The following is a 7681-nucleotide window of genomic DNA, read 5'->3' as shown; positions in this document are numbered from 1 at the left end:
GGTTCGAGTCCCGTCCGCTCCGCCACTTATTGAGAAGCCTCGTCAGAAATGACGGGGCTTTTTTACGTTAGGAATAAACCACACTCCTACAACCCAGCGTCACCACCCAACGGCGTCATCCCAGAATTTCGGCACGAAATATCTGGGATCTGCTGACGATGGAGAGCACAGTAGGGAGATCCCTGTTTTCACAGGGATGACGTGATTGGTATCCGTGGGTTTCTCTTTGTTCAAGAACGGCCGACCTGTCACGCCGGGGGGTGCGCCAACGCAAGGTAGATAGGGAGTCTCGTCCGCTCCGCCACGCTTTTTTGTTATAGAGAAGGAAGCCTCAGTTGAAAGACTGGGGCTTTTTGCATTTGTGGTGTTTCATTATTAAATGTGTTTACATAACGAGGATACTGTTGTGTCTACATGGCGTAAAGTGACACATGTAACTTATTAAAAGTATCCACTTATTGTGGATCTTGTTTGTTGATTTAAAAATTTTGTTTTCATTATTTATCGAGTAAAAATAGCGAAAATGAGTTTGGAGGATAAGTGGGGCAATTTTCTATTTTGGGTCTTATTGCTGTCGGTGGTGCGATAGGGGCTTGTTCTCGATACTTAGTATCTGAAATGTGTGTTACCTTGTTTGGGCGCTCTTTTCCATATGATACGTTAACCGTCAATGTGGTTGGTTCATTTATTATGGGGCTGCTGATCGCTGCAATCGAGAATGAATGGTTAGCACCATACCCATGGCGACAAATTATCGGCTTAGGTTTTCTAGGCGCTTTAACTACATTCTCTACATTTTCTATGGATAACGTTTTATTAATGCAGCAGGGTGCATTTGTAAAAATGGGTTTTAACGTGCTATTGAACGTCCTGCTAAGTATATCTGCAGCTTGGTTAGCTTATCAGTGGTTAATCAGAGTTTGATCGTAAATTGATTAATAACGTTACTTTTCTGCTTGGTTAACTAAATTCCTTTCTCTATAATCGATTCACTTGTCGGAGTGCCATAAGGCTGAGACCGTTTATTCGGGATCCGTTGAACCTGATCTGGTTAATACCAGCGAAGGGAACAAGAGAAGACCCTCTTTCTTGATTGGTCGGCTTTGCCCCCAAACCTTGAGATCCGTCTACTCCTCTCTTATTGACACAACTTTCCGCCAAGCATTTATCCCTAAAACAGTACAAGGAAAATGCTATGTCGAGTCGCAAACAAGCGAGACTGGAAGCAAAACAGTTTATCGAAACGCTTTCTGTTAAGCCTTACCCAAATTCCACTAAGACTTATGTTATTGGCTCCAGACCAGATCTTAGAGTGCCGATGCGTGAAATTGCGCTTGCTGATAGCTTAGTCGGTGGCAGTAAAGCAGCACCGATTTTTGCGCCCAACGAGCCCATCTCTGTTTACGATACTTCCGGCGTTTATACCGATCCACAACATCACATCGATCTGTATAGCGGTCTACCTAAGTTAAGAGCAAATTGGATTGAAGAGCGTAACGATACTGAGATTTTATGCTCTATGAGCTCGGAGTACGCCCAACAGCGCCTGAATGACCCTACGCTCGATAAGCTGCGTTATGGCAACTTACCTTCGATTCGCCGTGCTAAAAAGGGCAAACGAGTCACTCAGTTGCATTATGCTCGTCAGGGAATCATTACCCCTGAGATGGAATTTATTGCTCTGCGTGAGAATATGGGCAACCGCCGTTATCAGGATGAACAACTTAATCAACAGCACCCTGGTCAGAGCTTTGGGGCTAACTTAGCAAAAGAGATAACCGCGGAGTTTGTACGGCAAGAAGTGGCAGATGGTAGGGCGGTCATTCCATGTAATATCAACCATCCTGAAGCGGAGCCGATGATTATCGGTCGCAACTTCCTGGTTAAAGTGAACGCCAATATAGGTAATTCATCGGTCAGTTCCTCTATTGAAGAAGAAGTCGAAAAACTGGTTTGGGCAACGCGTTGGGGGGCGGATACGGTCATGGATCTCTCTACCGGCAGAAATATCCACGAAACACGCGAGTGGATACTGCGTAATAGCCCGGTACCGATTGGTACGGTTCCTATGTATCAGGCGTTAGAGAAAGTAAACGGCATTGCTGAAAACCTCACCTGGCAAGTGATGCGCGATACTTTACTGGAACAAGCTGAGCAGGGGGTTGATTACTTTACTATTCACGCTGGTTTATTACTTCGCTATGTACCGATGACCGCCAAGCGCGTCACAGGTATCGTTTCCCGTGGTGGTTCTATTATTGCCAAATGGTGTTTAGCTCATCATCAGGAAAACTTCCTCTATAGCCACTTTCGCGAGATCTGTGAGATCTGTGCTAGATACGACGTATCGCTTTCTCTTGGTGATGGTTTGCGTCCAGGTTCAGTTGCTGATGCAAATGATGAAGCCCAGTTTGCCGAGCTAAGAACGCTTGGTGAGCTGTGTAAAATCGCTTGGGAATACGATGTTCAGGTGTTTATTGAAGGGCCGGGGCATGTACCAATGCATATGATTAAAGAGAACATGGACGAGCAGTTAAAGCATTGCCATGAAGCTCCTTTCTATACGCTTGGTCCTCTAACTACAGACATCGCACCCGGCTATGACCACATTACTTCCGGTATCGGCGCGGCGATGATCGGTTGGTATGGCTGCGCCATGCTCTGTTATGTCACGCCGAAAGAGCATTTAGGGCTACCCAATAAAGAAGATGTGAAAACCGGGCTGATCACCTATAAGTTGGCGGCACACGCAGCCGATCTGGCAAAGGGGCATCCTGGAGCACAGATTCGCGATAATGCGCTATCTAAAGCTCGTTTTGAATTCCGCTGGCAAGACCAATTCAACCTGTCACTTGATCCGGTAACCGCTCGCGCATTCCATGATGAAACATTGCCGCAAGAGTCTGGAAAAGTCGCTCATTTCTGTTCTATGTGTGGTCCAAAATTCTGTTCGATGAAGATCTCACAAGAGGTTAGGGAGTACGCCAATAACCAACAGCAAGTTGCTGTAGAACAAGCGATAGAGGTCAACATGGAGGACGATCCATTGTTATTCGAACAAGTGGATCAAGGTATGCGCCAAAAATCGCAGGAGTTTTTAGCTAGAGGCTCAGAGCTATACCACCCCAGTGTCAATGAACAGATGGTTGAGGAATAACTGATGCGCATATTAATTCCTTATCATAGCTTAGAATTGGCTGCGCAGGTTTTTGACATATTATTGTTGGCAGGTAAACAAGGGTTTGATATCGATAGCATCGGATTGGGCCTTAGTGTTGAAGAAACGGTCGATATCGTTGACGAAAAAATCATACGGCTCTCTTCGAATTTGTTCCCAGACTTTGAATCTCATAATGATGAGATAGATATTACTACTCTGATTTATGGCGCTAAGATTTCCGATGATACAGTTACCAGAACGGATTACGTTCATATCGGTGCTGATGTTCCGGGAAGACGGATTGATACCTGGCAATATCTTGGTCAGCCGGTTGTTCTTGCTCCTGTTCAATCGCTAACGGAATCACAATCTCGACACCATCTCGCTTGGGTTGCGGCCTCTCTGGCTCTTGGTTTCCCTTTTGAAGATGCGTTGGTTTTAAGCCGCGCAGCAATGAATGTTTCACGTGAAACATGGCCAACACAGTTTTCATCTTTTCCCAAAATTGAGCAGCATTCTGTTTTGGTCCCAAGCACACCATTTCGTCGCTTAAGCAAGCAATCACTTGGGCTCTATCCTGTGGTCGACAATGCCGAGTGGGTTGAACGTCTGCTCATGCTTGGTATTACAACGATTCAACTGCGTATAAAAGACTCTACGCGAAATGACTTAGAGAAGCAGATTGCGGAGGCGATCGCGCTAGGCAAACAGTTTAAAGCGCAAGTGTTCATCAACGACCATTGGCAGTTAGCTTTAAAGTACCAAGCTTTCGGTGTACATCTAGGACAAGAAGACATGCATCAAGCCGATTTGGCGTTATTGGCAAACAGTGGTTTGGCTTTGGGTCTCTCTACTCACGGCTATTTCGAATTGCTGCGTATTTATCAACACCAGCCAAGCTATATCGCTCTTGGTCATATATTTCCAACCACCACTAAACAGATGCCATCTAAACCTCAGGGTTTAGCGCGGCTAGGTTTGTATCAAACGTTGCTCAATAGTATGCCTTATGGTGACAGTTCGGGTGTACCAAGTGTTGCGATCGGTGGTATCGATTTAAGTAATATTGAGCAAGTGGTTGAGCAAGGTGTCGATAGTGTCGCTGTGGTTAGAGCAATTACTGAATCCGGCGATGTAGCAAAAGCCGTGGCGGAACTTAGGTGCAAACTCAATCAATCCAGCTTGAATAAGCCGGAGGTGTTTGATGCTATCGGATAATGCCTTTGTGAGGTATCAACGACAAATCTGCTTGCCAGAAGTGGGTGAACAAGGTCAGAAAAAACTTTGCGATTGTTCAGTATTGATCATTGGTTGTGGTGGTTTAGGTAACGCCGCTGCTTTGTATTTAGCTGGCGCAGGTATCGGAAAACTGGTGATTTGCGATGATGATGACATTGAACTTTCCAACCTATCGCGACAAATAGCCTTCCGCAGTGATCAGATCTCCACCTCTAAAGTGGTTTCATTAGCGAAGCAGCTCACCGCGTTAAACCCAGAATGCCACGTTCGAACTGTCGCAAGACGAGTCAACCGTGAGATTTTGCAATTAGAAGCCGCAATGGCGGATTTAGTTTTGGATTGCTCAGACAACCTAGAGACTCGCCATCTGGTGAATGCTGTCTGTCTTGATTCGCAAGTTCCTCTGATTTCAGGCGCGGCAATAGGTTGGGACGGGCAGGTTATTGGGTTTGATTTTGCCGCAAGCAGAACATCGGGCTGTTATCACTGTCTCGTTCCGACTGACAGCCAAAACCAGCCGAGTAAATGCAGCGAGCGTGGTGTTATGGGACCGGTGGTTGGCACTATTGGTAACTTGCAGGCATTGCTTGCCATCCAGTATTTGATTGGTTTACCGGAGTTTAAAAGTCATCGTTTGTTTAAATTAGATGGTAAATCGTTACTGTGCCAAACATGGGAATTAACACGTGATCCGCAATGCTCTGTGTGTGGTACGTGGACTGAACAACAACTGGCAGCACAGCCGATCAGTGAGGTGGAATCATGTTAATCACTGTCTGTGTGAACGGTATAACTCAGCAAATTCAGTCGCAAAGCACACTTGCCGAGTTGCAGCAGAAATTGAAGCTGCCAGTGGTAGGTTGTGTGTTTGCTATCAATGAGCACATCATTCCTAAAGGCTTATGGCCAGCCCAACAGCTCAGTGAAGGCGATCAGATTTCACTGTTTCAAGCGATAGCAGGAGGCTAATTCAATGTCGAATACCAATAGCAACATCAATCAAGTAAGTTTACTTAAAATAGCGGACAAAACATTCGCTTCAAGATTACTGACCGGGACAGGTAAGTTTTCCAATCGTCATACCATGGCCGCATCGATCCGAGCGTGTGAGTCTGAGCTTGTTACCATGGCGCTAAAAAGGGTTAACCTGGCAAATCGAGATGACGATATTTTAACACCGCTCATCGAAGCCGGTGTCAATCTTCTTCCCAATACTTCTGGTGCCAAAACAGCTAAAGATGCCATTTTTGCCGCGCATCTGGCTCGTGAAGCGCTAGGTACAAATTGGCTCAAGTTGGAAATCCACCCTGATCCCAAATATCTCATGCCGGATCCGATAGAAACATTAATCGCGGCTGAACAACTAGTAAAAGATGGCTTTATTGTGCTGCCTTATTGTCATGCTGACCCGGTGCTGTGTAAGCGATTAGAAGAGGTGGGTTGTGCTGCGGTGATGCCATTAGGCGCACCAATTGGTACTAACAAAGGTATCGTTTCCCGCGAGTTTCTCGAAATTATTATTGACCAAGCCAATGTGCCCGTCATCGTCGATGCAGGTATTGGGTCGCCGTCCGATGCCGCTTTAGCGATGGAGTTGGGTGCTGATGCGGTGTTAGTCAACACGGCTATAGCTACCGCTGGTGATCCGGTTGAAATGGCCAAAGCATTCAAGCTTGCTGTTGAAGCGGGAAGAATTGCTTATCAGAGTGGTTTGGCAAGTCAAATCAACCATGCGGTCGCTTCAAGTCCGTTTACCGATTTTCTGGGAGGCGCCGAATGAGCTTTTTAGACAGCTTCAAGCAACTTGAATGGGATGACATTAAGCTTTCTATATATGGCAAAACTGCGAAAGATGTTGAACAGGCGTTAGCCAAATCGAAACGCAGTTTAGAAGATTTCAAAGCACTCATTTCACCCGCCGCGGAACCTTACCTGGAGCAAATGGCGCAACAGTCTTATTTAAGAACGCGGCAACGGTTTGGCAATACCATGTCATTTTATGTGCCGTTATATCTGTCAAATCTGTGCTCTAACGATTGCAGCTATTGCGGCTTTTCAATGGGTAATCGGATAAAACGTAAAACCTTAACTGATAGTGAGATAGAACAGGAAGTTGTGGCGATTAAAAAAATGGGCTTTGACAGTGTGCTATTAGTCACCGGTGAGCATCAAAGCAAAGTGGGTATGGAGTACTTCAAACGTACCGTCCCTTTGATTAAACGCTCTTTTAACTATTTGGCTATGGAAGTTCAACCGCTTGAGCAAGCTGAGTATGCGGAGTTAAAAACCTTAGGTTTAGATGCTGTGATGGTCTATCAGGAAACCTACCATCCATCGACTTACGGTTCGCACCATTTGCGTGGTAAAAAGCGCGATTTCTTATATCGTTTAGATACGCCAGAACGATTGGCAAAAGCCGGGATTGATAAGATAGGTTTGGGTGCCTTGATTGGATTAGAAGATTGGCGCACAGATTGTTTCCATGTCGCTGCACATATCGACTATTTGGAAAAGAGCTACTGGCAGAGCCGCTACTCAATCTCATTTCCGCGCTTGCGACCTTGCGCAGGCTCGTTTGAGCCGAAATCGGTGATGACGGATAGACAATTGGTGCAATTGATCTGTGCCTACCGATTGTGGAATGGAGAAGTTGAGCTGTCATTATCCACCCGGGAATCTGCCCAATTTAGAGATAACGTATCGCTTTTAGGCATCACTAGTATCTCTGCTGCATCGAAAACCCAACCCGGTGGTTATGCTAATTCGAATGTCGAGTTGGAGCAGTTTGCTATTAGTGACGAACGGTCAGTTGATGCTGTCGCCTCAGCAATCAAGAGCCGAGGTTTAGAAGCGGTATGGCAAGACTGGCATGTTGCCTATTCAGGCAGCCATTGAGCAAAGTGGATGTTTCACGTGAAACACTCTTGTTGATGAAATGACTTTGTTGCGGAAATTGATTTTTCAGACTGATAACAAACCCTATATTGTCATTCCAGTATTTAGGAACGAAATATCCGGAATCTGTTCTCAACTGGCGCTGTAACTAGATTCCTGCCTTCGCACTGAGGGATCCCCATTTATTGGAGTGGTCGACTTATTATTGAAGGGTAACCTATCGATAAAGCGGCCACTCCATTTCGAAACCATTGAAGTACACGCCTCAAAGGCGTGTCTTTTAAAATATTCTTCGCCAAGCTAAGGAATGATAAAACCCTCTTTGTTTTTAGTGAGTTAGCCTGATATCTATAGTGCTGATTCTGTCTTTCTGCTTCAAAACCAACT

7 protein-coding genes, 1 pseudogene and 1 riboswitch are annotated in these 7681 nt (G+C 45.6%); of the genes and pseudogenes, 7 read left to right on the top strand and 1 reads right to left on the bottom strand.

Annotated features, from left to right (window positions below; translation table 11 throughout):
* Positions 1–540: 540 nt before the first annotated feature.
* From crcB to thiH, 7 genes are all read left to right on the top strand, one after another.
* On the top strand, positions 541–924 hold the full coding sequence (crcB, locus tag ACK5MF_RS18180) for a fluoride efflux transporter CrcB (RefSeq protein ID WP_416923938.1): 384 nt from the start codon (positions 541–543) through the stop codon (positions 922–924).
* A 63-nt stretch (positions 925–987) separates the two neighbouring features.
* Positions 988–1086: riboswitch (TPP riboswitch) on the top strand.
* A gap of 109 nt (positions 1087–1195) precedes the next feature.
* Positions 1196–3157 carry a phosphomethylpyrimidine synthase ThiC gene (gene thiC, locus ACK5MF_RS18175; RefSeq protein ID WP_416923937.1) on the top strand — a complete coding sequence of 654 codons (1962 nt, stop codon included), beginning with the start codon at positions 1196–1198 and terminating at the stop codon, positions 3155–3157.
* 3 nt (positions 3158–3160) lie between these two features.
* A complete protein-coding gene (gene thiE, locus ACK5MF_RS18170; protein WP_416923936.1) occupies positions 3161–4378 on the top strand; it encodes a thiamine phosphate synthase in 1218 nt (405 codons plus the stop codon).
* On the top strand, positions 4365–5168 hold the full coding sequence (locus ACK5MF_RS18165; RefSeq protein WP_416923935.1) for a HesA/MoeB/ThiF family protein: 804 nt from the start codon (positions 4365–4367) through the stop codon (positions 5166–5168). The genes thiE and ACK5MF_RS18165 overlap by 14 nt, the downstream gene beginning before the upstream one ends.
* Positions 5162–5368, top strand: coding sequence for a sulfur carrier protein ThiS (thiS, locus tag ACK5MF_RS18160; protein ID WP_416923934.1), 207 nt, complete (start codon positions 5162–5164; stop codon positions 5366–5368). The genes ACK5MF_RS18165 and thiS overlap by 7 nt, the downstream gene beginning before the upstream one ends.
* A 4-nt stretch (positions 5369–5372) precedes the next feature.
* The gene (locus ACK5MF_RS18155) at positions 5373–6179 is read left to right on the top strand and encodes a thiazole synthase (RefSeq protein ID WP_416923933.1); all 807 of its coding nucleotides are present in this window, start codon (positions 5373–5375) and stop codon (positions 6177–6179) included.
* Positions 6176–7294: a 2-iminoacetate synthase ThiH gene (gene thiH, locus ACK5MF_RS18150; protein ID WP_416923932.1), complete on the top strand. Its 1119-nt coding sequence runs from the start codon at positions 6176–6178 to the stop codon at positions 7292–7294. Before ACK5MF_RS18155 ends, thiH begins: the two co-directional genes overlap by 4 nt.
* Before the next feature lie 182 nt (positions 7295–7476).
* Here thiH and ACK5MF_RS18145 read toward each other — a convergent pair.
* Positions 7477–7681 (bottom strand): annotated as a pseudogene (locus ACK5MF_RS18145) (hypothetical protein); the annotation flags it as partial.

The organism is Vibrio sp., from assembly GCF_047973365.1.
Lineage (GTDB): Bacteria > Pseudomonadota > Gammaproteobacteria > Enterobacterales > Vibrionaceae > Vibrio.
The sequence above is the reverse complement of the archived record's forward strand: the minus strand, read 5'-3'. Positions and strand labels throughout refer to the sequence as shown.